Origin of the sequence: Campylobacter sp. P255 (assembly GCF_003627915.1) — a bacterium.
In the GTDB taxonomy this organism is placed as follows: Bacteria; Campylobacterota; Campylobacteria; order Campylobacterales; family Campylobacteraceae; genus Campylobacter_D.
Genome location: NZ_NREN01000001.1, coordinates 148,431 through 171,934 on the forward strand (window position 1 = coordinate 148,431; position 23,504 = coordinate 171,934).

Genomic DNA, 23,504 nt, shown 5'->3' on the forward strand with positions numbered 1-23,504 from the left:
TTCACAATTATACTACAAAAAGATAGACTGCTATTATCTGTTTTTTATCCATGATTTTTCAAATTATTCAAAAAAAGGATTAAAAATGCTTCAAACCATAAAACACATTCTAACTCATACCAACAAACTTTTATAAAAAATACAAAAATCAAAACTCGGATAGAAAGACAAAAATTTAATAAAATAAACTGTGAATATAATACTCCAAAGAACAAGACACATAAGTTTTTATATAGCATTAAAGACATTACATATAAAGATTATTTTACATTAAAGAGTAAAACAATATAGAATTTCAATAAGAAATAATTTTTACTTAAAAGATTATGATTTTCAAAAGGCTTGAAAAAACTTTTAGATGTGAGTTTGGATATTTTATTTGCCAATATTAGCGCAAAAAATTTAAACCCTATAAACTAGAAATAACTCTATTACTCACGAGGATATAGAAAGAAAAATTTCTTTTGTTAAGCTACTAAAATGATTGTTTTAGTAGCTCTTTGATCCTTTCTATAAATTGCGCTTCTTTTTGGATAATATACTCAAGAGTGATTTCTTTATCTGGATTTTGACAATCTTTAAGAAAAATTCCATCAACTATAAATTGATATTCATCTGAAAGGATAGAATTTTCACTATGGCATTTTTCTTTTTCAAATTCTTGCATAGGATATAAAAGCCCACCTAAAAGCACTTTGCCTATCTTTTGATAATACCCCATATAAGTATGAATTTGAAATAAATCATTTCTGTCTAAATCCCCCATACCATTTTGGCTTCTACCTTCCATTTTCATTCTTTTATATTTAGTATCAAAAACCATGAATGCATCATCTTTAGACAAAACAATATCGGGTATTATATAGCGTTTATAAAAGCTATTTTTATAAATTTCAAGCTTTGGAGAATCAAGCATGTATTCTTCAAAATTATTTCTTAAAAGCTTACTCATATAAATTTCAAAAAGCTCTGCTACATTAACAATAAATCCATAACTTTTTTGATCATTTTTATTTTTACTAGTGAAATTTTGACTTTCTATGATCATTTTTGCATATTTTAAAAGCTCTTTGTAGTTTTGATAGTTTTGATTTCTCAAAGCTTTACTAGAAAAAGCTTTGTTTAAACTTTCTTTTATAAAGCAATGTTCGCTTTTATTTTGCACTAGATAAGTTTTTATATGCTTTACATTTTTTAAAAAGTTTGAATTTTTCTTTTCTATGACTTCTAATGCTTTATATAATACATTAATAATATGCACATCTTCTATTTGCTCTCTTGTTTTTGTAGCAACCTTTGCTTTTAAAGGGATATTGTGTTTTATAAATTCAACCATATCGATATTTCCCTTAAAACGCAAATCGTTGTATTTTTTACTTTGATAATTTTTAGGCAAACCTATCAAAAAACTTTTTTCAAGTTTTTGCACAAAGATATAAAAAAGTATAAACTCACTTATATTGCTTTCTTTTTTTACATCTTGATAAATACTCACATCATCGACAAATACGTCATTAGCAAAATTTAGCATTCTTTCTAAAAACTTCTTGCCAAAGCGTGAATTGATCTCAACTTCCAAACCATTATAAGAAATTTTTCCTATATAATTTCCACTAGTGATTTGTTTTTTGTTTTCCTCAATCGTTCGTAATGAAATGATAGGATTTTTAGTATTTTTGCTTAAAATTTTTTCATCATCATTGAAAAAAGAAAAGAAATTTCCATTTTTTATAAAATCTTCAAAATACAAATCAAAATCTTGTATTCTTGAAGATTTTTGATCTATTTCTATAAAGCTATTATCATTTATTTTTATCATCGTTTTTTTCTATAACAAAAAGTTTTTTTAAATTATCTAGGTGAGTTTGTATTTCTTTTTCACTATATTCGCTTCTTAAATACTCTTTTAAAAGCGCTTCAAAGCGGTTGCTAAAAAGTTTTTTCATATCACTATCTTTAATCTCATCATTTTTAAATTCAATTTTTAGAAAATAAGAATGCCCAAGTTGATACTTTTCACCTATGTCTTTACTAATTTTATCGTTTAATTTTTTACAAGCTTGTGCGTATTCTTCGTTATTACTGGCATAAATTTCATTTTTTATTACATCATAATCACATGTCATTTCTTGCCATATAAAACGTCTTCTAAGTGCTAAATCAAAACTATCTATGCTTTTATCTAAATCATTCATAGTTCCTAGTAAAAACATATTTTCAGGCACATAAAAATCCTCATCATCTCTCATAGAGGCATATTGTGTTTTTATCTTGCCTTTTTCTCCTCTATACTCAAGCGCATAAAGTAATTCTCCAAAAACCCTAGATAATTCCGCACGGTTAATCTCATCAGCTATGAAAAAATACCCATGATCACTTAGAGCTTCATTAAAATTTCCTTTTTCTAGTTTTTCTAAAAACCCTTTTTCTTCTTTTTTTGCTTTATCGCAAAATTCTCTAAAAATTCCATTTTTAAGCTCAAGTTTTAATTGTCCATTTTCAATCCCTGCAGGTTTAATACCTTCTATAAAATCTTCATAAGAAAAACTTGGGTGAAATTGAGTGATAAGCATTTGCTCTTCATTGCTAATAAGATTTTTTATATTATTAACCATAGTATAAGTTTTTCCTGTTCCAGGAATTCCATGAAAAATGATATTTTTATGTGTTCTTAAAAGCTCCAAAAAACCTTTTAAATCACTACTTTTAATATCTGCCTTGCCACATAAATTTGCAAAGCTATAGGCTACCTCGTAAAGTTTATAATACACACTTTGATTTTTATCATTTTCAGCTAATTTTTCTTTTGTAATTAAAGCAAAATCAGACTTTTTTATCTTATCAATCAAATTTAAAAATTGATCTAAAATATAATATCTTGGAAGATTATTTGTTTTTTTTACTTCAAGTTTTTCCAAAACAAAATCAAAATATACTTCTTCTTTGCATTTGTTATCAAAATTATATTCTTTTGGATTTTCATTTAATATCTCAAAGATATACTTAGCGGTATTTACAGAAGCATCATTTGCAAGTGGAAATTTATCATCTTTAAATTGCATCCAATATGCTAATTCTCTAGCAGTAGCTTTCATGCCTTCCACTTTATCAAGTGCTACTAATAATTCTGTTAAATTGCTACTATTACTTACTGCATCATTTATTATTTTAAGATTATCAACTAATTTTTTTTCATCTTTTAATAAATTCGTAGCATTGCCTTGCATTTTAGCACTATTTATACTTTTATCCCACCATTTTTCAAAAATATCTTTTTTAAAATTACCCTGATTGAAATCTATCTCGTCTATTTTTTCTTTACCAAATGTTTCGCTAAAATTATCCACAATCTCGCTTTTTATTTTTAAAAAATCTCCATCTCCATCAAATTTAATATGTATAGTACTTTTATTATGATAATCGTTTAAATATTCCTCAAAAACACCTTTTAATTTATCAAATACCTCGTTATTATCTTCATAAATTTTCTTGGTTAATTCTTTAAATCTCAATTCAATATCATCATTTTCGTTAATTTCACCATTTCTCTCTCTGCCAAATTTAGTATGATAAATATAACATTTTCCATCTTTATTAAAAAAATAACCAAAATTTTTATCTTTAATTGCATTTAATCTAGTTTTGAAATCACTCATTATTTTCCTTAGTTTTGTTTTTTATAATTATAGCTTATTTCGTATTTTAAATTATAGCAAAATAAAAATTAAAAAATAGACAAATACAGTCCACTAAAATAAATTACAATTGCAAAATAAAAAATATCAAGTCATGGAGGTGTTAAAAAATAAAAATCAAATTTAAAATAACAAATCAAACAAAGGAATAAAATGAAAAAACTATTTTTAATTTTAAACATATTAATGTTTATATGCTTTACTTTTGCTAATGCTGAAGTAAATTATACAACAGCACAACAAGATACAACAATAGAAAAAACCATAGATAATAATACAAGCACAAAAATGACTCAAGAAGATTATACCAATACAATAATCATCACCATAGCTATCTTAATATATATCATCATAGCTGCGGTGCTTGTGTATTATGGATTAAAAGGCAAGGTGGTCATATATAGAAATACAATAGATCTTAGCTTGTGTGTTGGATTATTTACTGTATTGCCTTTAGCCTTTATAATCTTTATGGCATTATTTCTAATGCGAATAGAAAGAGATACTGCGCTAATGATTATAGGTGTCATTGCTTTTATATGGACATGCGTTGTGCTATATATAGCATATACAACACTAAGAGACAATCGTAATAATCCATTACTAATGATTTTAATACTACCTTTAAAAATAGTACTAGGATTATGGTATGGACTTGCGATTTTTTCGGTTTTGAAAAAAAGCAATCTTAAAACCGTAGCACAAAGAAGAGAAGAAAAACAAAATGCGTTAGCACGTTTTGCTTTTTCAAGCGGACTAATTTATGCCCTAATGCGAGATAAACCTTTGAAAAAATAATACTCTAGCCTATTTCAATAAAATAGGCTAGAATTCAAACAAAACAACAAAGAAAGGTAAATAATGTTTTTTTCAAAATCAAAATACACAAGAGGCACACAATGCGTTAAATCTCTTTGGTTAAATACTTATAACAAAGATGTTTTAAACTCATCTAATAAGTCAACAAAAACCGACATAGGTAGCAAAGTAGGTGATCTAGCCTGCGAGCTTTTTCCTAGTGGAGTGAAAATAAAATATCATAAAGATAAGCTGGCTGAAAATTGTACGCAAACCAAGAAGTTATTAGAAAACCATCAAGAGGTAATCTATGAAGCTACTTTTTGCTATGATGGCATTTTGATCATGATAGATATTTTGCAAAATACCAAAGATGGCATGATTATAAATGAAGTAAAAAGCTCTACATCTTTAACAAAAACACCTACTTCTAAAGAAATTAAAAAAACATATATAGATGATTGTGCTTTACAATATTATGTTTTATCAAATTTGGGTTATAAAATCAAACAAGTTAACCTGATACATTTAAATAGTGCTTACCATAGGGGTGATTTTCTTGATATAAATCAACTTTTTAAGATTAATGATATCACAGATAAAGTTATCCAAAATCAAGAAGAAGTTAGAAAAAATTTAAAATACTTTGAAGAAATTTTAAGCAAAAAAGAGGAGCCAAATATAGACATAGGAACACACTGTTTTAATCCTTATGACTGTGATGGATACGAGTACTGCTGGGTTAAACAAAGAAATTTATGCGAAAACGAGAATATATTTAGCATTTCAAAATCTAATAAAATTTTTAATTTATACCGTAAAAACATAATCAATTTTAAAGATATAAAAGATCTATCTATCTTTACCGAAAATCAACAAATACAAATTCGAGCTTCACTTAATAAAGAAATCCATATAAACAAAGAAAACATCAAAAAATTCTTAGATACACTAACTTATCCTATTTATCATCTAGATTTTGAAACCTTTATGCAAACCATACCTGAATATAAAGGTATAAAACCTTATATGCAAATTCCTTTTCAATACTCTTTACATATAGACTACAAAGACAAGTTAGAACATAAAGAATTTTTAAGTGAATGCGGGATCGATCCAAGATATGAGTTTGCAAAAAAATTGATCAACGATATACCAAAAGATGTTTGCGTGCTTTCTTATAATGCTAGCTTTGAAAAAGGTGTGATAAGAAATTTGGCACTTGCTTTTCCTGAATTTAGTGAGCATTTGCTAAACATAGAAAAAAATATCAAAGATCTTATGATACCTTTTCAAAATAAAGATTACTATCATTATAAAATGCAGGGGAGTTATTCTATAAAAAAAGTCTTACCAGCTCTGATCCCTGATATGGAACAAGCTTATAAAAATTTAAATTTAATCCATAATGGAAGCGAAGCTATGCAAAGTTTTGAATCCATGCAAAATGAAGATGAAAATAAAAGAAAGGCGCTCCGTCAAGCCTTACTAGAATACTGCAAACTTGATACTTTAGCCATGGTAAAAATTTTAAAACATTTAGAAGAGCTTATTAGCTAATCCATAGCTTAAAGCTATGGATTAAAATTAGATTTTAAAACCTCATATACATATTCAATATTATAATAAAAACCAAAATACACTAGCTGTTTATTTTAACCTTTACATTTTTGAGCTATCACGTCCATAGCTTCTTGTGAAAGGACAAAATTTGTATGATAAAGCAAGCAACTACCCATATCAAGCACTTTTAGCACAAGCTTTTTGTTGTTGGCATCTTTTGGGTTGTGTCTTGTATTAGCTAGATCATAAATTTCATACACCATATCTTTACTAAGTTTGTTAATATCAAGCTCTATAATATTTTCTTCAAATTTCATAGGCTCTTGCGTGAATTCTTCTTTGTTTTCTTTTTTTGCAAAGCTTTTTCTTTTACTAAAAGATTTTAGCTCATTTTCTTTTGCTTCTTCTAAAGTATAAATTTCATTTAGACTAAAGCTTAAATCATTGTCATTGTTTTTATATCTTAGTAAAAAAGCAAAGGCTTCATCTTTGCTTTCTTTGAAAATCGTTTCTACTTTTTCTACCTGAGCTTCAAAAACTATCATATCAAAAGAAGAGTAAAAGTCTAAAATCACAGCCTTAGCATATCTTTTACCGCTTTTACTCATCATCGATTTAAAATCTTCAATCTTCCCTACCACCAAAAGCTCGCCCTCGCCTTTAAGTGTTTCAAAATCCATACTTTTAAAATACTCTATGCCTTCTATTTGACTTGCAAATTTATCCAAAGGATGACCTGATACATAAATTCCCAAAATTTCTTTTTCATAGCCTAGTTTTTCCATTAGTTCAAATTCTATCTTGCTATCATGAAGCCCTACTTTGATATCTGCGGCTATTTCTTCTTCTCCAAAAAGCGAAGCAGTAGAGTTTCTTTTAACTTCAGCAATTTTCCTACTTGTTTCTGAAATAAGCTCAAGATTATCCACTAAACATTTTCTAGTATAGCCAAACTCATCAAAAGCACCTGATTTAGCTAAATTTTCTATGGTTTTTTTATTGATCTTAGTTGGATCAATCGAGCTTATAAAATCATCAAAATCGCTAAAGCCCTCTTCTTTGCGAATAGCCATGATATTTTCTATCGCAGGAATCCCCACACTCTTAATCGCTCCAAGCCCATAAATAATAGCTTCAGAACCATCATCAAGCTTAGTTGCACTAAATTCTCTTTGGGCTTTGTTAATACTTGGTGGCAAAAGCTTGATGTTCATTCTTTTCATCTCTTCAATGTATTTTGCGACCTTATCTACATTACTTTCTTCACTTGTTAAAAGTGCAGCCATAAACTCACTTGGATAATAAGTCTTTAAATACGCTGTTTGAAAGGTTATAAGTGCGTAAGCAGCTGAGTGAGATTTGTTAAAACCATATTCAGCAAATTTCAAAATAAGCTCAAACAAATCATCAGCCTTTTTCTCATCATAGCCTTGCTTTTTAGCTCCTTCTAGATACTCTGCTTTAAGATTATCCAAAATTTCTCTTTTTTTCTTACCCATAGCACGGCGTACATTATCAGCCCCGCCCAAAGAAAAACCACCGATTTTTTGCACTATTTGCATAACTTGCTCTTGATAAACTATAACCCCATAAGTGTTTTCAAGTATAGGTTTTAAGTCTTCAAAGGCATAAGTTGCGGCTTTTCTGCCATGTTTGATATCGATAAAATCATCCACCATTCCACTATCAAGTGGTCCTGGTCTATATAAAGCTAAAACCGCGATTAAATCCTCAAATCTTTCGGGTTTTAACCTAGCATTCAAACTTTGCATACCACCTGATTCTATTTGGAAAATACCCAAGGTGTTACCACTTTGTATGGTTTTATAAACCTTAGGATCATTCATATCAATCTTTTCCCAAATTACATCTTTACCATAACGCTTTTTCACTAGCTTAATCGCATTATCAATTACTGTAAGAGTTTTTAAACCCAAGAAGTCAAATTTGATTAAATCCACATCTTCAAGATATTCTTTAGAATACTGCGTTACCAAATGACGCTCATCGTTTTTGCTTTGCCTAAAAAGAGGAGCTTTATTCCACAAAGCTTCATTAGATATCACAACTCCGGCTGCGTGCATACCTGCATTTCTATTTAAACCCTCTAATGCCTTAGCAAAATCCCAAACTTGACGCCCTTTTGGATGAGAATTTACAAATTCAGCGATTTTTGGTTCTTGCTCATAAGCTTTTTCTAAAGTGATTTTAAGCTCTTCAGGAACTAATTTTGCCAAAGCATCTGCATCAGGTATGCTCATGTCACAAACCCTAGCTACATCACGGATTACTCCCTTTGCTAAAAGCTTACCAAAGGTAATAACTTGCGCAACCTTTTCAGCTCCATACTTATCGATCACATAATCAATCACTTCCCCTCTTCTATCTTGACAAAAATCCACGTCAATATCGGGCATTGATACACGCTCAGGATTTAAAAATCTCTCAAAAAGAAGATTGTAAGGTATAGGATCTAAATCTGTAATTTTCAAACAATACGAAACCAAACTCCCCGCAGCACTCCCACGCCCTGGGCCAACTGGTATATCTTTTTCCTTAGCTGCGGCGATAAAATCATGAACGATTAACATATAACCTGAAAATTTCATATTTTTAATAATACTAATTTCCAAATCAAGCCTATCTTTATACTCTTGATGTTTACTCTCATCGATAAATTGAAGTCTTTCTTCTAAGCCCTTTTTACAAAGATATTCAAAAACTATATCATCATTATCAAAGCTAAATTCTTGATCTTCTTGGCTTAAGCTTAAGCCATATTTTTTTGCATATTCACGGGTGAATTTAAAATTTGGTGGTGTTGGATCACCTAGTTTTAATTCTAGATTGCATTTATTAGCTATTTCTTGAGTGTTTTCAATAGCTTCAGGAATATCAGCAAAAAGTTCACTCATTTGCTCTGGTGTTTTTACATAAAACTCATGCACTTCATGTCTTAAACGACCTGGATCATCAAGTTTAACCCCCATAGCTATACACATAAACACTTCATGTGCAGCCGCTCTTTCTTTAAAAGTATAGTGCGTATCATTCGTTGCGATGATTTTTATATCAAGCTCTTTAGCAAGTTTAATGATAGAATCATCGATAAATTTTTGATCATCAATACCATGACGCATAATCTCAAGGTAAAAATCATCTCCAAAAACCTTTTTATACCAAAGCGCAGCTTCTTTTGCACCTTCATAGCCTTTTGCGCCAAATTTTAAATTTCTTTCGTTTTTGGTGTTTAAATGCCAATTAACCTCACCTTGCAAACACGCCGAAGAACAAATCAAACCCTCGCTATGCGCTTCTAAAAGCTTTTTGTTAATCCTTGGGTAATAATACAAACCATGTATATAGCTTTGCGAACTTAAAAACATTAAGTTTTTATAGCCAATTTCATTTTTAGCAAATAAACAAATATGAAAACGCTGTCTTGAGCTTTTATCACTTAAATCATCGTGATTGTGCAAATATGCTTCAAGCCCTATGATAGGTTTAATCCCTTCAGCTCTCATTGTTTTGTAAAAATCAATAGCCCCAAACATATTTCCATGATCAGTCATAGCAACACTAGTTGCACCTTGTGCTTTTAGTGTTTTAGCAAGCTCTTTGAGTTTGTTTGCCCCATCAAGTAAAGAGTATTCAGTATGTAAATGCAAATGTGTAAATTGGCTCATCTTTTCCCTTAAGTTTTTTTATTATTATAAAAAAAAACCTTAAATTTAAAACTTACAAGGAGAAAAAATGTATAATAGCTTACTTTCAAAAAAGGAGTAAAAAATGGAAGTGAAAATTTATTATTGTAATCTTTGAAATTACAAACCACAAGCTGCAAGGGTTGCAGAAGAAATACAAAATGAATTCAAAGATGTGCAAATTTCTACCATAGAAAAAGGTGGTGGGCATTTTATAGTAGAAGTAGATGGTAAAATCATTTACTCAAAAAAAGACTTATTTAACTGTGAAGTAGATAGATTTCCTCATGAGGGTGAAATCACTAAGCTTATGAAACAAATGTAAGCTAAACCCTCATTAATGAGGGTTTATTTTGTTAAAGGGACAAGCATACCTTCATAAAGTTTTTGATAAATTTCTTCTGAGCACAAATGTTTAGCAAGCTCTAAACCAAACAAAATAGCCGTAGCAGGCCCAGCTGCTGTGATGACATTTTTATTAACTACAACCGCCTTATTTACTCTAACACCTTCAATGCCCACTTCACAACCAGGGTAACAAGAAAACTCACCATCAATCACCCCTGCCTTAGCTAGCACTATAGGCGAAGCACAAATAGCCGCTACAATTTTTTGCTTTGCATGTAAATCTTGTATGATTTTTATGATAGCTTGATTGTTTTTTAAATTCATCATACCTTCAAAGCCACCTGCAAGAGCGATTGCATCTAAATTTTCCTGATCAACACTAGCCAAACTCACATCAGCCCTTATGCAAATTCCATTAGCTCCTTGCACCAAAAGTTCATCATCAAGCGAAGCAATAATTACTTCTAAATTTCCACTAGCTTCTCCTGCTCTTTTTAAAACATCAGCTATACCTATAAACTCAGCTTCTTCAAAACCTTTTGCCAAAGGTATTAAAACCTTTTTCATTTTTCCTCCTTTAGTCAATAAATCTTTTGTTTAATTCGTGAAAATACTCTATGCGTCTATCGCGTAAAAACGGCCACCACCTGCGTACATTTTCACATCTTTGCATGTCAATTTCAACAATTTTATACAACTCTTGCTGATCATCAGCTCTAAAAAGCTCTTCGCCTTGTGGACCAAAAACAAAAGAATTTCCCCAAAATCTTATACCATCTTCCACACCGCTTTCATCTTTTTCAAAACCTACTCTATTTACAGCCACCACAGGCAAGCCATTAGCTATAGCATGACCTCTTTGTACGCCTACCCAAGCTTCAAGTTGTCTTTGTTTTTCTTCTTTTGCATCTTTATCAAACCAACCAATAGCAGCAGGATAAATCAAAATTTGTGCTCCTTTTAAAGCCATCAATCTAGCCGCTTCAGGGTACCATTGATCCCAACACACCAAAACTCCAAGCTTTCCAACGCTTGTTTGTATAGGTTCAAAACCCAAATCACCTGGAGTAAAATAGAATTTTTCATAAAAACAAGGATCATCAGGAATGTGCATTTTGCGGTATTTTCCTGCTAATGTTCCATCTTTTTCAAACACTACGCTTGTGTTATGGTAAAGCCCTGCGCTTCTTTTTTCAAATAAAGAAGTCACTAAAACAACCTTATTGTCTTTTGCTACATTAGACCAAAACTTAACATCTTCTTCCCAGTCATTAGCCAAATCAAAAAAGTTTGTATTTTCACTTTGACAAAAATACTGTGTTTGGTGTAATTCTTGCAAAACTACCAGTTGTGCCCCATCTTGCGCAGCAAGCTTGATTAGCTCACAAGTTTTTTCTATAGTTTTTTCTTTATTTCCTTTAAATTCGTGCTGAATGAGTGCTAATTTCATTTTTATTCCTTTCTTCTTCTGAATCATCATATGGATCTAAATGTATATGGATATTCCAAAATTCATCTTTAAAATGTTCTCTTATAGCATCTTCGATTTCATCTCCTATTTCATGTGCTTTCAAAAGCGATATTGTAGGCTCAAAAACTAAATGCACACTAACATAAAGCATATCAGGGCTTTTTCTAGTTTTTAAATGATGAAAACTTTTGACTTCTTTATTTTCTTGAATGATTTCTTTGATTTTCTCCACTTGTTCTTTTGCAATTGCAACATCTAATAAAATTTGAGAACTCTCTTTGATAATCTTCAAAGCTGAAAAAATCGTATATAAACTAATAGCTATACCAAATAAACCATCAATAAAATGATAATTTGTAAAAGCTATGATAATTAATGCCAAAAGTGTTAGCGCATTGGTTAAAAAGTCTATTTTATAATGCAAACTGTCAGCTTTTATGATTAAACTTTTGGTTTTTTTAGCCACATAATTTAAAAAAATAACCAAACACAGAGTAACTACCATAGCAAATGCCATGACAAAAATTCCAAGATCAAGCTTTTCAACACTTTCTTGGTTGTGAATTTTTAAAACACTTTCGTAAAATATATAAACCCCAATAGCACTAATCACAAGTCCTTCAAAAAGCCCCATCAATGCTTCAATTTTACTAAAACCAAAGTTATATTCTTTACTTGATCCTTGTAAACTTTTCTTCAAAGCCAAATAATTTAAACCTGAAATAACACAATCAAGCAAAGAATCAATCGCACTAGAAAGCACCGCAACAGAACCAGATGCCAAACCTACTGCAAATTTAACAATAGCTAAAAAGATAGCGCAAACACTCGCGATAATAGTTGCGCTTTTTTGCAAATTCATCTTTGCCCTTCATAGCGGTTTTGACAAGAACAGTGCAAAGAGCCATTTTGTCTTAAAAACACTCTTGCATCTACTCCTACTACTTTTCTATCTTTACATTTTTCTTGCAATCTCTCAAGCACCAAAGCATCATTTTCATCATGATATATTGGTACAATCAAACCACCGTTAACAAAAACAAAATTAGCATAAGTTGCCCCAAGTCTTTTTCCTTCAAAATACAAAGCCTTAGGTAAAGGTAATTCTAAAAGATCAAATCCTGTTTTTTTCAGCTCATCTTCCATAGCCTTTAAAGGTACATAATGCTCATCATTTTCATCTTTACACACACAATAAGCAATGGTATTTTCATCTACAAATCTTGCCAAAGTATCAATATGATGATCAGTATCATCGCCTTTAATATAGCCATGATTTAACCAAATCATTTGCTTTAAACCAAAAATTTCTTTTAATTTAGCTTCAATTTGCGCTTGATCAAAAGTAGAATTTCGGTTTTCATTTAGCAAACAAGCACTAGTTGTAAGCATTACTCCTTTGCCATTAAAATCAATACTTCCACCTTCTAAAATAAAATCAATTTTTTCCAATTTTCCTGATAATTTTTGCGCAAAAAGTTTTGAGTTGACTGCATTATCTAAAGCACTTTGGAATTTATCTCCCCAAGCATTAAACGCAAAATCAAGCGCTAAAAGCTTCTCTCCTTCTCGCACATCAATCGCACCAAAATCTCTAATCCAAGTATCATTAGTATCGCACTTGAAAAAATCAACATTATCAATATGCTGAAATCTTTGAAAATCTTCATCACTAGGCGCTATAAGTAAAACTTTTTGAAAATTAGCCACTGTTTTAACGAATTCTTCATAACTTTGTAAAATTTCTTCCAAATAAGGCGCCCAATCGCTATTTTTATGAGGCAAGGAAATTAAAAGTAATTCTTGCTTTTCCCATTCTGCTACACTTTTTCTCATTTTGACTCCCTTTTTAGATTTGAATGTATAAAAAAGTAACATAATTTGCATATTTAAAAAAACACAAATCATATCATTTTTATCTTTAAAAACTAAATAGCATTATCTAGGGATATTTTTACAATAAAAACATTTAATATTTTTTTAAATTTCAAGTTATAAGATAAAAACGAGACAAGCTAAAGGAGGAAAAAATGAATAAAGTCTTATGTTCAGCTTTATCGTTATCTTTTTTACTCAGCTCTAGCTTTGCATTTGATCATGCAAAACTTCAAGCAAAAAAAGAAACCGGTATCCAACTACAAAGTGCGCAGTGGAAAGTTCCAGACACTATAGAAAATGGTGTAATTGTTGAAGAAAAATTACCTCACTCACCCTACACTCAAGCAGTTATCTTGGGTAATAAAATTTTAAATTACACTACCAATTACATAGGACCACAAGCAAAAGATCCTAAAAACCGTTATGCAGGTAATAATCTTTCTTGCTCAAGTTGCCATGCAAACGCAGGCACCATTAAAAACCAATCTGGCTTTGTAGGAATTTACGCACGCTTTCCACAGTATAATGCAAGAGCAGATAAAATCATCACTCTAGAAGATAGAATCAATGGCTGTATGGAAAGATCCATGAATGGTAAAAAACTTCCGATTAACTCTCCTCAAATGAAAGCCATGCTTGCATATATGCACTATCTTTCTCAAGGGGTAGCAGTAGGGGCAAAAACTCAAGGACAAGGTTTACCTAAAATAGCTCTTTTGAAGCGGGCTGCAGATCCTGCCAAGGGTAAAGAAGTCTACCAAGAAAGATGCATTGCCTGTCATGGTGAAAATGGCGAAGGTTTAAAAAGTGATGATCCTAGCATGAGTTATTATATCTACCCTGCCTTATGGGGTGATGATAGCTATAACACAGGTGCAGGTATGTATAGACTCATCAAAGCTGCAAGTTACATCAAGGCAAATATGCCTAAGGATGATGCGACTTTAAATTTAGAACAAGCTTACGATGTAGCAGCTTATATTAATTCTCAAGCAAGACCTATTAAAAAACACAGAGACAAAGATTTTCCAGATCGTGATATCAAGCCTGTAGATATGGATGTTAAACCTTATGCTAAAAACGATAAATTCAGCATAGAACAACACCGTTATGGTCCTTTTGAACCTTTGTATATTCACACAAAATAAAATAGCCTTTAATAGGCTATTCTTTTTTTAAAACCCAAGCAAAATACCATATAGCAAAAGATAAAAGTAATATAATAAAAAGCTTTTTATCATATACACCAAAACCCATATAAAGCACCGAGTACATAAAACCAAAGCTTCCTGTGTAAATGCAAATTCTACTCATTAAGCCATTTTCTACTGCTTTAAAACACGGGCATTTATGAAAAAATTTCTTTTTTGTTTCTTTGGGTTTAAAAAAACTCAAAATTGCACTTAAAACCAACAAAAAGCTTAAAAAATATAAAACCTTATCCATTAGTGAAAATACCTTAACCAAGCAGGAATTGCTTTTTGCTCTTCTTTTAAAGTAGTTTCCTCCCCATGCCCGGGAAGCAATCTAAAGTCTTTATCATAAGCTAAAACTTTAAGCAAACTTTCTTTCATCTTAGTCGCATCCGAATAAGGAAAGTCCCATCTACCGATACTACGATAAAACAAAAAATCTCCACTAAAAAGCACATCTTCTCCTACCAACTCTATCATACAGCACCCTGGAGTATGTCCTGGAAAATGATGAAATTTAAATTTAAACTCATCTATATTTAATTCATTTTCATTTTCTACCAATACATCAGCGTTTGAGTGTTCAAAACCATAATTAAAAGGATCACTTAACATAAAAGCATCATCTTGGTGAATGTAAAGCGGGATCGCATAAGCATTTTTAACCCTAGCATTATCATACACATGATCATAGTGACCATGCGTATTTAAAATAGCTAAAGGTTTGCTTGTATTTTCTTTGATAAACTCATAAGCATTCTCACCCGGATCGATGATGATTTGCTTGTTATTGTGATCTATGATATAACAATTAGTCTCATACATTCCACATGGTTGTTTTAAAATACGCATATAAACTTCCTTTTAACTAAATCAAATATAATTTTAAAAAATTAACTTTGTAAAGATTTTATATGAATTATACTAAAATAGAAGAATTATTGATCCATTTTATAAAAAAACAAGCAGGAGATAAAAATCTTATCTTGGGTTTAAGTGGCGGGATAGACTCAGCCTTAGTCGCTCATCTTTGCAAAAAAGCAGTGGGCGAAAAACTTTTTGCCCTTTTAATGCCTACAAAACATTCTAAAAAAGAAAATCTAAATGATGCTTTGATGCTTTGTGAAGATTTACGAATTCATCACAAAATTATTTATATTGATGAAGTTCTTGGTGCTTATGAAAAAATTTGTCAAGATCTAAACCCTTTACGTTTTGGCAACTTAGCCGCAAGAGTACGCATGAGTTTGCTTTATGATTATTCAGCTTTACACCAAGCTTTAGTAGTAGGCACTTCCAACAAAAGCGAACTAATGCTTGGCTATGGGACTATTTATGGAGATTTAGCTTGTGCTTTTAATCCTTTGGCAACACTTTATAAAAGTGAAGTGTTTGAACTTGCAAAATTAATGGGCGTGCATAAAAATTTCATACAAAAAGCCCCAAGTGCTGATCTTTGGCCAAATCAAAGCGATGAAAGTGAGTTAGGTTATAAATATGAAGTTTTAGACGAGGTTTTAAAAGCTTTAGAAAACAATCAAAGTTTAGAAAAATTCGATGAAAAATTAAAAAATTTAGTCCTAAAACGTGTACAAGATAACGCCTTTAAACGCAAACTCCCAACAACACCAAAAGACACCATATGACTTGGCTTGATCGGTATTTTTTTAAACCTAGTTTTTTGCAAAAAACTCTAGCTTTTTTGCTTTTACCTTTTAGCTTTTTATATATGGTTATAGCGATTTTAAACACTAAATTTAAAAAAGAAATAACCTTTAATCTACCGATTATAAGCATAGGCAATCTCACTCTAGGAGGCAATGGCAAAACACCCATTTGTAAAGCTATAGCTACTGAATTTGAGGGTTGTTTTATCATTTTAAGAGGCTATAAAAGACAAAGCAAGGGTTTAATCATAGTCAAACATAAAGATGAAATTTTATGCGATATTAAAAAAAGCGGCGACGAAGCTATGGAGTATGCACTCACAAAGCATATTAGCGGTGTGATAGTTAGCGAAGATAGGGTTAAAGGGATACAAAAAGCTATCGAACTTGGAGCAAAAATCATACTTTTAGATGATGCTTTTTCTAAATTTCATATTAAAAAATTCAATGTTTTATTACAAAGTAAAGAAAAACCTTTTTTTGATTTTACCTTGCCCAGCGGGGCATATCGTTTGCCAAAATCATTTACTAAAAAGGCTGATTTCATAGCTAAAGAAAATGAAGACTTTGTGCGTTACTCTCATGTAAAAGAAAATCAAAAAGCCATTTTGATAAGCTCTATTGCAAAGCCTTTTAGACTGTATGAACATTTTATCAAAGCTAGGGCTTGTTATTTTTTTGCTGATCATTATACTTTTAAAAAAGAAGAATTAGAAAAACTTTTAAAAAAGCATAACTGCGACACCTTAATGCTAACCTTTAAAGACTATGTAAAAGTGAAGGATTTTGGCTTTAAAACCGAGCTGATTCATCTTGATATTGTTTTAAAAGATAGCTTTAAACAAGTTTTACAAGATTATATTGATCAATTTAACAAAAAGGAAGAAAATGCAACTACACTCAACCCAAGATAAAAACCATCAAACAAGCTTTTCAAAAGCTTTGCTTAGCCCTAGTGCGCCTAATAATGCTCTATATGCACCACTTAATCTACCCAAACTAGACAATGAAGCTTTGAAAAATTTAAATTACAAAGAGCTAGCTTTAAAAATCATTATGGCGTTTGACTTTGATTTAGAGCTTGAGGTTTTTGAAAAAGCTTTAAAAACTTATGAGAGTTTTGATGATAAAACCTGCCCTATTGATATAAAAAAAATCAACGATAAACTTTACATTAATGAATTATTTCATGGACCAACAAGGGCTTTTAAAGATATGGCCTTGCAACCTTTTGGCGTACTTTTAGAACACTTAAAAAAAGATGATGATTTTCTAATCATGTGTGCCACAAGTGGCGATACAGGACCTGCTACACTAAAAAGTTTTGAAAATAAAAAAGGTATAAAAGTAGTTTGTATTTATCCAAATGAAGGCACAAGTAAAACTCAAGCTTTGCAAATGACGCATTCAAATGCAAGCAATTTAAAATCTATAGCTATTGAGGGTAATTTTGATGATGCACAAAATGCTCTAAAATCACTTTTAAATGATGAGGATTTTAAAAAGACCTTAAAAGAAGAAAAGTTAAGTTTAAGTGCAGCCAATTCAGTTAATTTTGGAAGAATACTTTTTCAAATCATCTACCACTACTATGCTAGTTTAAAAATCAACAAGACAATTGATATTATTGTTCCAAGTGGAAATTTTGGTGATGCTTTGGGAGCTTATTATGCTAAAAAAATGGGAGCAAAAATAGGAAAAATCAAAATTGCCTCAAATTCTAATAACATCTTAAGTGAGTTTTTCAATACAGGCAAATATGACTTAAGAAATAAAAGCTTACAAAAGACCATTTCTCCTGCGATGGATATACTCATATCATCAAATATTGAAAGATTACTTTTTGATAAATTTAAAGATGAACGCACCAAAGAGCTTATGCAAGCTTTAAAAAATGAAAAATACTACAAACTTAACCAAACAGAACTAGAGCTTTTACAGGAAGATTTTGAAGCTGATTTTTGCAGCGATGATGAATGCATGCAATATATCAAACAATACAGTCATTTGGGACTACTAGACCCTCATACTTGCACTTGTTTTAAAATGCTTGATCCTAACACCACCACCCTCATTACCTCCACAGCACAATGGAGTAAATTTACACCAAGCATGTATCAAGCAATATATAATAAAGAATGCCAAGATGAACAAGCTTGCATGCAAGAACTTGCAAAAGAATTTAACCAAAAAATTCACCCTAATATCGCAAGCTTATTTACAAATATGCCAAAGCAAAACCCAGTTTGCAAACTTGAAAATTTAAAACAAACTATTATAGAATGGATAAAACAATGATAATCATACCTGCAAGATTAAAATCAAGTCGTTTTGAAAATAAAATTTTATGTGAAATTGGCAATTTGCCTATGTTTATTTACACAGCTAAAAAAATGCAAGAAGTTGATGAAGTATGCGTAGCACTTGATGATGAAGAAGTTTTAAAGATAGCACAAAAACATAACATAAAAGCGGTTTTAACAAGCAAAAACCACGAAAGCGGTACTGATAGAATCAACGAAGCTTGTCAAATTTTACAACTAAGCGAAGATGAACTTATCATCAACGTACAAGCTGATGAGCCCTTCATAGAAACACAAAATATCAAAAATTTTAAAGCATTTAGTCAAAAAGCTTTTGAAGATAAGCTTTGTTTTATGAGTAGTTGTTATAAAGAAGTGGATGCAAAAGCTTGTGAAGATCCAAATTTAGTTAAAGTAGTTACTGATATTAATAATTATGCTTTATATTTTTCAAGATCTAAAATTCCTTATGAAAGAGCAAATTATAAACAAAATTTCAAAGCACACCTTGGAATTTACGCATATAAGGTTAAAAATTTACAAGAATTTTGCACTTTGAAAAATTCAGCTTTGGAAGAGTGTGAAAAACTAGAACAGCTAAGAGCTTTAGAAAATGGCAAAAAAATCAAAATGTTAAAAATACAAAGTCAAAGCATAGGTATAGATACAAAAGAAGATTATGAAAGAGCTTTAGCTCAATTTGGAGCGAAAATATGAAAAAAATACTTTTTCTACTCAGCTTGTTTTTTACACTCCATGCAAAAGAATTAATCGTAGGCATGGAGTTAGCCTACCCTCCTTTTGAAATGAGTAACACCAAAGGCAATCCAAGTGGCATTAGCGTAGAGTTTTTACAAGCTTTTGCTAAAGAAAAAAACTATGATTTAAAAATTCAAAACATAGCATGGGATGGTTTAATCCCTGCTTTAAGAACCCAAAAGATTGATTTAATCATGTCTTCTATGAGTATAAGCGAACAAAGAAAAAAGGTCGTTGACTTTAGCATTCCTTATGCAAGAGCCCATTTAGCAATACTAAGTGCTAAAAAATCCAACATCAACTCTATAGAAGATATAAATCAAAAAGGGAAAATTCTTGCTTTAAAAAGAGGGTCTAGTGCGCATTTATATGCACAAAAAAATCTTAAAAATGCAACAATTTTAGTTTTTGATAAAGAAAATGCGGCCATCTTAGAGGTTATTCAAGCCAAAGCTGATGCGTTTATTTATGATCAAATGAGCATTTATAAAGCATGGGAAAAACACCCCGAACAAACTAAAGCCATTTTCACTCCTTTTGAAAAAACACCAGAACAATGGGCTATAGCTTTAAATAAAAACAATACCAATTTAAAAGAAGAGTTGAATGAATTTATTTTAAAATCTAAAGAAAATGGTTTTTTTGATAAACTAGGTCAAAAATATCTTCAAGACATGCAAACAATTTTTAAAAAACAAAAGCTAGAGTTTTTCTTTTAAGAAAAACTCTTTTCAAGCCTTCTTGAAAGCATAGAAATAGGCAAAGTCAGCACCAAATAACAAAGTGCCAAAGGAATGTAAATTTCCAAAGTAGAAAAGGTAAAAGCATTGATCTCCTGGGCATTTTGAGTTAATTCTGAAACAGCTATCACACTTAAAAGCGAACTATCTTTGATTAAATTGCTAAGTTGTCCACTTAGCGGTGCTAGGATATTTTTTAATGCTTGAGGAAAAATCACACTTTTGTAAATTTCAAACTCACTCAAACCCAAAGCTTTAGCGCTTTGATATTGCATATTTTCAACGCTTAAAATCCCTGCTCTAAATATCTCACAAATATAAGCACTTGCAAATAACGCCAAAATCAAAACTCCACAAACATAACGGTTGTTTAATCCAAAATTATCCGCAAAAATATAATAAATCAATAAAATTTGCACCAGCAAAGGCGTGCCTCTAACAAGCTCTATAAAAACCCTTGCAAACATATTAAAAAGCACTATTCTACAAAGACTCATATAACATAAAATTAAAGCAAAAAACACACCCACAATCAAAGATAAGATACTAACAAAAAAACTTGTAAAAAATCCTTTTATCATTTTATCTTTGTATTCATAAATCGCCCCAAAATCAAAATTATAACTAGCACTTAAAAAAGATAAATAAAAAAACAAAAACAATAAAAAAGTCAATAAAAAAGCATTAAATGCATAGACTTTTAAAGTGATTTTTTTGTGCTCGTTAAATTTATTATATACTATAAAAAGATTACTCAATTTTGCCCTTTATTTTTTATCAAATTTTTTAAGTTTTTCATCATTCAAACTAAGCTCCATTTTTCGAATTTCCTCCTCGCCACTACGCACTAATTTTTTATCATATTGAAAGTATTTATTTTTAATTTTATTAGGATATTCTAAAGCATGTAACAAATACTTAAACAAATTAATCCTTGCTTTCTTTTTATTATCTGAGTTGATAATCACCCAAGGACATTTTGGCGTATTAGAAGCTAAAAGCATAGAATATTTTGCTAAAGTATATTTGTCCCATAATTCTTGGGATTTTTCATCCACTGGGGAAAGTTTGTATTGTTTTAACGGATCTATCCTTCTTTGCTCAAAGCGCTTTTTTTGCTCTTGTTTAGAGACTGAAAAATAAAATTTAAAAAATAAAATTCCACTATCAAGTAACATTTCCTCAAAAGAAGCTACTTCACGCAAGAATTTTTTATGTTCACTTGGAGTGCAAAACCCCATAACAGGCTCCACCCCTGCTCTATTGTACCAAGATCTATCAAAAATCACTATCTCACCAGCAGCGGGCAAATGCGTCACATAGCGCTGAAAATACCATTGTGTTTTTTCTACATCACTTGGTTTTTCAAGTGCAACCACACGACAACCTCTAGGATTTAAATGCTCAATAAGCCTTTTAATAGCCCCACCCTTTCCTGCAGCATCACGTCCTTCGATCAAAATCAAGACCTTCAAACCCTTTTCTTTTACATGGTTTTGAAATTTCAAAAGCTCAATTTGCAATCTTTTAAGTTCATTTTCATATTCAAGAGTAGATTTTTTAACCTTAATGAGAGTAAATTTATCCTTACCCATAATTTGCTCCTTGATTGAGGATGATTATTAACTTAAATTTACCACAAATAAGTAAAATAAAACAAATTTAAAATTTAATTTCAAGGATAAAAATGCGTTTTTTTGCGGTATTTTTTATTTTTTTAAATTTAGCCTTTGCTAACAATGGAGTATTGTCTCTTAGCGAAGCATTTAAGCTCAATACCCACAGCGATAGCCAAGGAATTTTTCTAAAAATCAATCTTGCTGATCGAATTTATCTTTACAAAGATCAAATCAAAGTTGAATTAAACTCCAACAACATCACTTCTTTACTCAATTTTCCACCAACACAAACAAGAGAAAATAAAGAAGTAATCTTTAAACAACTAGAACTCTTCATTCCTCAACTCTTACTTGATGATTTCATAAAAAACAAGCAAGCAAAATTAAATTTAGTATATCAAGGATGTTCAGAAGAAGGCTTATGCTATCGTCCTGTATATGTAGACTACACGCTTTATAAGCAAAATGGAATTTATGTTATCAATTCAGCTAAAGATCAGTTTAAAAAACAAAGCGAAGATGAGCAAATTGCAAGTGATCTTAGCACGCAAAATATATTCATCACACTCGTGACATTTTTTGGCTATGGTTTATTGCTAGCACTTACCCCTTGTATTTTACCGATGATCCCTATTTTATCATCATTAATTGCAATGAAGCTTAAAGATAAACCTTCCAAAAAACATAGCTTTTATTTATCGTTTGTATATGTATTTTTTATGTCTTTAGCTTATGCTATAGCAGGTGCTTTGGTGGGATTTGCTGGAGCAAATGTACAAGGTTTATTACAACAACCTTGGATCATCATCACATTTGCAAGTATTTTTGTTTTACTTTCTTTCTCTATGTTTGGACTTTATGACTTACAACTTCCACTTAAATTTCAAAACTACATCAATAAAAAAATTGAAGGTAAAAATGGGGTTTTTGGCATAGCTGTTATGGGTTTTTTATCAGCACTCATTGTAGGACCTTGTGTAGCAGCACCTTTAGCAGGTGCTTTACTTTACATCACTAATAGCGGAGATGTCTTTTTAGGAGGACTTTCTTTATTTGTGATGAGTTTTGGTATGGGTATACCTTTACTTTTAATCGGTCTTGGTGGAAGCTTTTTAAAAAGTGGCGCATGGATGCTCAAGATAAAAACTTTCTTTGGTTTTATCATGTTAATTATGGCAGTTTGGATGCTTGAAAGAATACTTAGTGCAAACATTATTTTAATGCTTTATGGGGTTATTGGGGTATTTTTTGTAAGCTTTATGGGCTTATTTGATGAAGTAAAAAATAACTTTGATAAATTTAAAAAAGCAAGTATGATTTTAATTTTAGTTTATAGCTTAAGTATACTTTTAGGTGGTTTTATGGGATCTAAAAGCCTATTAAAACCTCTTGAGTTTAACCTTGCTTCTAAAGAAATTGATACTAGTTTGAATTTTAAAACCATTAAAAATTTAAAAGAACTTGAACAAGAACTACAAAATTCAACCCAACCCATTATGCTTGATTTTACAGCCGCATGGTGTGAAAATTGCAAACTCTTAGAAGAGTATACCTTTAAAGATACTAGAGTGCAAAATTTACTTACCAAATACACCCTACTAAAAGCAGATGTAACACATAATACTCAAGAAGATTTAGAGCTTATGAAAGAGCTAAATGTTTTTGGTCCACCTGTAATGATATTTTTTAACAAAAGCGAAGAAAAAGGTCGTATTATCGGCTATGTGGATGCAGATGAATTTTTAAATAGAGTTCCTTAAAAACTC

Annotated in this window: 21 protein-coding genes; 10 read left to right on the top strand and 11 right to left on the bottom strand. The window is 30.7% G+C overall.

Annotation, left to right across the window (positions count from 1 at the left end; all coding sequences use genetic code 11):
• Positions 1 to 475: 475 nt before the first annotated feature.
• Positions 476 to 1,819 (bottom strand): hypothetical protein, encoded by a 1,344-nt coding sequence (locus tag CKA54_RS00750; protein WP_120759147.1) that lies wholly within the window; start codon positions 1,817 to 1,819, stop codon positions 476 to 478.
• Positions 1,803 to 3,656, bottom strand: coding sequence for an McrB family protein (locus CKA54_RS00755; RefSeq protein WP_120759149.1), 1,854 nt, complete (start codon positions 3,654 to 3,656; stop codon positions 1,803 to 1,805). Before CKA54_RS00755 ends, CKA54_RS00750 begins: the two co-directional genes overlap by 17 nt.
• Positions 3,657 to 3,830: 174 nt before the next feature.
• Here CKA54_RS00755 and CKA54_RS00760 point away from each other — a divergent pair, with 174 nt between their 5' ends.
• Positions 3,831 to 4,493, top strand: a complete 663-nt coding sequence (locus CKA54_RS00760; RefSeq protein WP_301182151.1) for a YIP1 family protein — start codon at positions 3,831 to 3,833, stop codon at positions 4,491 to 4,493.
• 63 nt (positions 4,494 to 4,556) lie between these two features.
• A complete protein-coding gene (locus tag CKA54_RS00765; RefSeq protein ID WP_120759152.1) occupies positions 4,557 to 6,053 on the top strand; it encodes a DUF2779 domain-containing protein in 1,497 nt (498 codons plus the stop codon).
• Positions 6,054 to 6,148: 95 nt separating this feature from the next.
• Here CKA54_RS00765 and dnaE read toward each other — a convergent pair whose 3' ends face one another.
• A complete protein-coding gene (gene dnaE, locus CKA54_RS00770; protein ID WP_120759154.1) occupies positions 6,149 to 9,742 on the bottom strand; it encodes a DNA polymerase III subunit alpha in 3,594 nt (1,197 codons plus the stop codon).
• 103 nt (positions 9,743 to 9,845) lie between these two features.
• On the opposite strand from dnaE, the gene CKA54_RS07835 reads away from it, so the two are divergent.
• The gene (locus CKA54_RS07835) at positions 9,846 to 10,085 is read left to right on the top strand and encodes a SelT/SelW/SelH family (seleno)protein (RefSeq protein WP_255349556.1); all 240 of its coding nucleotides are present in this window, start codon (positions 9,846 to 9,848) and stop codon (positions 10,083 to 10,085) included.
• 23 nt (positions 10,086 to 10,108) lie between these two features.
• Here the strand turns inward: CKA54_RS07835 and CKA54_RS00780 are convergent, their stop codons facing one another.
• The 4 genes from CKA54_RS00780 to CKA54_RS00795 are packed head-to-tail and all read right to left on the bottom strand — an operon-like array spanning position 10,109 to position 13,415.
• Positions 10,109 to 10,675 (bottom strand): DJ-1 family glyoxalase III, encoded by a 567-nt coding sequence (locus CKA54_RS00780; protein WP_120759156.1) that lies wholly within the window; start codon positions 10,673 to 10,675, stop codon positions 10,109 to 10,111.
• A gap of 10 nt (positions 10,676 to 10,685) precedes the next feature.
• Entirely contained in the window at positions 10,686 to 11,558 is an 873-nt protein-coding gene (locus CKA54_RS00785; protein ID WP_120759158.1) for a carbon-nitrogen hydrolase, read from the bottom strand.
• Positions 11,527 to 12,441, bottom strand: a complete 915-nt coding sequence (locus CKA54_RS00790; protein WP_120759159.1) for a cation diffusion facilitator family transporter — start codon at positions 12,439 to 12,441, stop codon at positions 11,527 to 11,529. The genes CKA54_RS00785 and CKA54_RS00790 overlap by 32 nt, the downstream gene beginning before the upstream one ends.
• On the bottom strand, positions 12,438 to 13,415 hold the full coding sequence (locus tag CKA54_RS00795; RefSeq protein ID WP_039664057.1) for an agmatine deiminase: 978 nt from the start codon (positions 13,413 to 13,415) through the stop codon (positions 12,438 to 12,440). The genes CKA54_RS00790 and CKA54_RS00795 overlap by 4 nt, the downstream gene beginning before the upstream one ends.
• 194 nt (positions 13,416 to 13,609) lie before the next feature.
• Here CKA54_RS00795 and CKA54_RS00800 point away from each other — a divergent pair, with 194 nt between their 5' ends.
• Complete coding sequence (locus CKA54_RS00800; protein WP_039664059.1) at positions 13,610 to 14,605, top strand: c-type cytochrome; 996 nt, start codon at positions 13,610 to 13,612, stop codon at positions 14,603 to 14,605.
• Positions 14,606 to 14,621: 16 nt separating this feature from the next.
• Here the strand turns inward: CKA54_RS00800 and CKA54_RS00805 are convergent, their stop codons facing one another.
• Together CKA54_RS00805 and CKA54_RS00810 are read right to left on the bottom strand one after the other, a co-directional pair.
• Positions 14,622 to 14,903, bottom strand: coding sequence for a hypothetical protein (locus CKA54_RS00805; protein WP_039664062.1), 282 nt, complete (start codon positions 14,901 to 14,903; stop codon positions 14,622 to 14,624).
• Positions 14,903 to 15,502, bottom strand: coding sequence for an MBL fold metallo-hydrolase (locus CKA54_RS00810; protein WP_039664064.1), 600 nt, complete (start codon positions 15,500 to 15,502; stop codon positions 14,903 to 14,905). Before CKA54_RS00810 ends, CKA54_RS00805 begins: the two co-directional genes overlap by 1 nt.
• A 62-nt stretch (positions 15,503 to 15,564) precedes the next feature.
• Here CKA54_RS00810 and CKA54_RS00815 point away from each other — a divergent pair, with 62 nt between their 5' ends.
• The 5 genes from CKA54_RS00815 to CKA54_RS00835 are packed head-to-tail and all read left to right on the top strand — an operon-like array spanning position 15,565 to position 20,098.
• Positions 15,565 to 16,296 (top strand): NAD synthetase, NH3-dependent, encoded by a 732-nt coding sequence (locus CKA54_RS00815; protein ID WP_039664067.1) that lies wholly within the window; start codon positions 15,565 to 15,567, stop codon positions 16,294 to 16,296.
• Complete coding sequence (locus CKA54_RS00820) at positions 16,293 to 17,231, top strand: tetraacyldisaccharide 4'-kinase (RefSeq protein ID WP_039664069.1); 939 nt, start codon at positions 16,293 to 16,295, stop codon at positions 17,229 to 17,231. Before CKA54_RS00815 ends, CKA54_RS00820 begins: the two co-directional genes overlap by 4 nt.
• The gene (gene thrC / locus CKA54_RS00825; RefSeq protein WP_039664071.1) at positions 17,206 to 18,615 is read left to right on the top strand and encodes a threonine synthase; all 1,410 of its coding nucleotides are present in this window, start codon (positions 17,206 to 17,208) and stop codon (positions 18,613 to 18,615) included. Before CKA54_RS00820 ends, thrC begins: the two co-directional genes overlap by 26 nt.
• Positions 18,612 to 19,337, top strand: a complete 726-nt coding sequence (gene kdsB / locus CKA54_RS00830; protein ID WP_039664073.1) for a 3-deoxy-manno-octulosonate cytidylyltransferase — start codon at positions 18,612 to 18,614, stop codon at positions 19,335 to 19,337. The genes thrC and kdsB overlap by 4 nt, the downstream gene beginning before the upstream one ends.
• Positions 19,334 to 20,098, top strand: a complete 765-nt coding sequence (locus CKA54_RS00835) for a transporter substrate-binding domain-containing protein (RefSeq protein ID WP_039664075.1) — start codon at positions 19,334 to 19,336, stop codon at positions 20,096 to 20,098. The genes kdsB and CKA54_RS00835 overlap by 4 nt, the downstream gene beginning before the upstream one ends.
• Here the strand turns inward: CKA54_RS00835 and CKA54_RS00840 are convergent.
• Together CKA54_RS00840 and ppk2 are read right to left on the bottom strand one after the other, a co-directional pair.
• Positions 20,095 to 20,829, bottom strand: a complete 735-nt coding sequence (locus CKA54_RS00840) for an amino acid ABC transporter permease (RefSeq protein ID WP_335334108.1) — start codon at positions 20,827 to 20,829, stop codon at positions 20,095 to 20,097. The two genes, CKA54_RS00835 and CKA54_RS00840, sit on opposite strands and share 4 nt — an antisense overlap.
• 57 nt (positions 20,830 to 20,886) lie before the next feature.
• Positions 20,887 to 21,714, bottom strand: coding sequence for a polyphosphate kinase 2 (gene ppk2, locus CKA54_RS00845; protein WP_120759161.1), 828 nt, complete (start codon positions 21,712 to 21,714; stop codon positions 20,887 to 20,889).
• Between the two features lie 92 nt (positions 21,715 to 21,806).
• Here ppk2 and dsbD point away from each other — a divergent pair, with 92 nt between their 5' ends.
• Positions 21,807 to 23,498, top strand: a complete 1,692-nt coding sequence (gene dsbD / locus CKA54_RS00850) for a protein-disulfide reductase DsbD (protein ID WP_120759163.1) — start codon at positions 21,807 to 21,809, stop codon at positions 23,496 to 23,498.
• Positions 23,499 to 23,504 lie beyond the last annotated feature (6 nt).

What these genes read in the sequence shown, in the direction of transcription:
- CKA54_RS00800 (WP_039664059.1), top strand. Translation starts at nt 13,610, where the DNA reads ATGAATAAAGTCTTATGTTCAGCTTTATCGTTATCTTTTTTACTCAGC.
- CKA54_RS00805 (WP_039664062.1), bottom strand. Translation starts at nt 14,903, where the DNA reads ATGGATAAGGTTTTATATTTTTTAAGCTTTTTGTTGGTTTTAAGTGCA.
- CKA54_RS00820 (WP_039664069.1), top strand. Translation starts at nt 16,293, where the DNA reads ATGACTTGGCTTGATCGGTATTTTTTTAAACCTAGTTTTTTGCAAAAA.
- CKA54_RS00755 (WP_120759149.1), bottom strand. Translation starts at nt 3,656, where the DNA reads ATGAGTGATTTCAAAACTAGATTAAATGCAATTAAAGATAAAAATTTT.
- dnaE (WP_120759154.1), bottom strand. Translation starts at nt 9,742, where the DNA reads ATGAGCCAATTTACACATTTGCATTTACATACTGAATACTCTTTACTT.
- CKA54_RS00785 (WP_120759158.1), bottom strand. Translation starts at nt 11,558, where the DNA reads ATGAAATTAGCACTCATTCAGCACGAATTTAAAGGAAATAAAGAAAAA.
- CKA54_RS00765 (WP_120759152.1), top strand. Translation starts at nt 4,557, where the DNA reads ATGTTTTTTTCAAAATCAAAATACACAAGAGGCACACAATGCGTTAAA.
- CKA54_RS00780 (WP_120759156.1), bottom strand. Translation starts at nt 10,675, where the DNA reads ATGAAAAAGGTTTTAATACCTTTGGCAAAAGGTTTTGAAGAAGCTGAG.
- dsbD (WP_120759163.1), top strand. Translation starts at nt 21,807, where the DNA reads ATGCGTTTTTTTGCGGTATTTTTTATTTTTTTAAATTTAGCCTTTGCT.
- CKA54_RS00810 (WP_039664064.1), bottom strand. Translation starts at nt 15,502, where the DNA reads ATGCGTATTTTAAAACAACCATGTGGAATGTATGAGACTAATTGTTAT.
- thrC (WP_039664071.1), top strand. Translation starts at nt 17,206, where the DNA reads ATGCAACTACACTCAACCCAAGATAAAAACCATCAAACAAGCTTTTCA.
- ppk2 (WP_120759161.1), bottom strand. Translation starts at nt 21,714, where the DNA reads ATGGGTAAGGATAAATTTACTCTCATTAAGGTTAAAAAATCTACTCTT.
- CKA54_RS00835 (WP_039664075.1), top strand. Translation starts at nt 19,334, where the DNA reads ATGAAAAAAATACTTTTTCTACTCAGCTTGTTTTTTACACTCCATGCA.
- CKA54_RS00795 (WP_039664057.1), bottom strand. Translation starts at nt 13,415, where the DNA reads ATGAGAAAAAGTGTAGCAGAATGGGAAAAGCAAGAATTACTTTTAATT.
- CKA54_RS00815 (WP_039664067.1), top strand. Translation starts at nt 15,565, where the DNA reads ATGAATTATACTAAAATAGAAGAATTATTGATCCATTTTATAAAAAAA.
- kdsB (WP_039664073.1), top strand. Translation starts at nt 18,612, where the DNA reads ATGATAATCATACCTGCAAGATTAAAATCAAGTCGTTTTGAAAATAAA.
- CKA54_RS00790 (WP_120759159.1), bottom strand. Translation starts at nt 12,441, where the DNA reads ATGAATTTGCAAAAAAGCGCAACTATTATCGCGAGTGTTTGCGCTATC.
- CKA54_RS00750 (WP_120759147.1), bottom strand. Translation starts at nt 1,819, where the DNA reads ATGATAAAAATAAATGATAATAGCTTTATAGAAATAGATCAAAAATCT.